Consider the following 1,153-nt stretch of genomic DNA (forward strand, 5'->3'; position numbering starts at 1 on the left):
ACAGGCACGCTCTATCCGCTGGTGCTGGAAACGCTGACCGGCGACAAGATCTCCGTCGGGCCGCCCTTCTTCAACCTGACCTTCGGCCTGCTGATGGCGCCGCTTCTGATCGTCGTGCCCTTCGGGCCGCTGCTTGCCTGGAAGCGCGGCGACCTGCTCGGCGCCCTGCAGCGGCTGTACGTTGTTGCCGGTCTCGCTTTCGTCGCAGCGCTGGTCTTCTTCTATCTCGAACATGGCGGCCCGGTCATGGCCGTGCTCGGCCTTGCTGCCGGCCTGTTCCTGATCTTAGGTGCGGTGGCCGACCTCTGGTATCGCGCCGGTATCGGCAAGGTGAAGGCGGATATCGCCTGGCGCCGGTTCTCCGGCCTGCCGCGCTCGGCCTTCGGCACCGCACTTGCCCATGCCGGGCTTGGCGTCACCGTGCTCGGCATTGTCGCGGTCACCACCTTCCAGACCGAACATGTGGTCGAGATGAAGCAGGGCCAGTCGACGGATGCCGGCGGCTACAGCATCGTCTTCGACGGCATGCAGCCGGCCACCGGTCCGAACTATACCGAGGACCGCGGCCATTTCTCGATCCGCCGCGGCGGCGCGCAAGTCGCCGATGTCTGGTCGGCCAAGCGGCTCTATACCGCAAGGCAGATGCCGACGACGGAAGCCGGTATCCTGACCTTCGGCCTCAGCCAGCTCTATGTCTCGCTGGGTGACGCCACCCATGACGGCGGCATTGTCGTGCGCATCTGGTGGAAACCCTTCATCCTCTGCATCTGGGTTGGAACCTTGATCATGGCCCTCGGCGGCTTCGTCTCGCTCAGCGACCGGCGCCTGCGTGTCGGTGCGCCGAGCAGGAAAGCAAAGGCGAAGCCGGCGGCACCTGCCATGGAGCCGGCGGAATGATAAGGCGTTTCCTCCTCGTCCTGGCGCTCATGCTGGCGGCCGCACCGGCCTTCGCCGTCAACCCGGACGAGATGCTCTCCGACCCCGCCCTCGAGGCCCGGGCGCGGGCACTGTCGGCCGAACTGCGCTGCATGGTCTGCCAGAACCAGTCGATCGACGATTCCAATGCGGATCTCGCCAAGGACCTGCGCCTGCTGGTGCGCGAGCGCATCACCGATGGCGACAGCGACGAGCAGGTGCTGAGCTACATCGTCTC

2 protein-coding genes are annotated in these 1,153 nt (G+C 66.1%); both read left to right on the forward strand.

Going from position 1 to position 1,153, the window contains the following annotated elements:
• The coding region (locus J2X71_RS38050; RefSeq protein ID WP_310390566.1) for a cytochrome c-type biogenesis CcmF C-terminal domain-containing protein at positions 1-897 on the forward strand (897 nt) is incomplete at its 5' end.
• A partial coding sequence (locus tag J2X71_RS38055; protein WP_310390567.1) for a cytochrome c-type biogenesis protein occupies positions 894-1,153 on the forward strand: 260 nt, incomplete at its 3' end. The genes J2X71_RS38050 and J2X71_RS38055, both read left to right, overlap by 4 nt.

The organism is Rhizobium sp. 1399 (assembly GCF_031455475.1).
Taxonomy (GTDB): Bacteria; Pseudomonadota; Alphaproteobacteria; order Rhizobiales; family Rhizobiaceae; genus Rhizobium.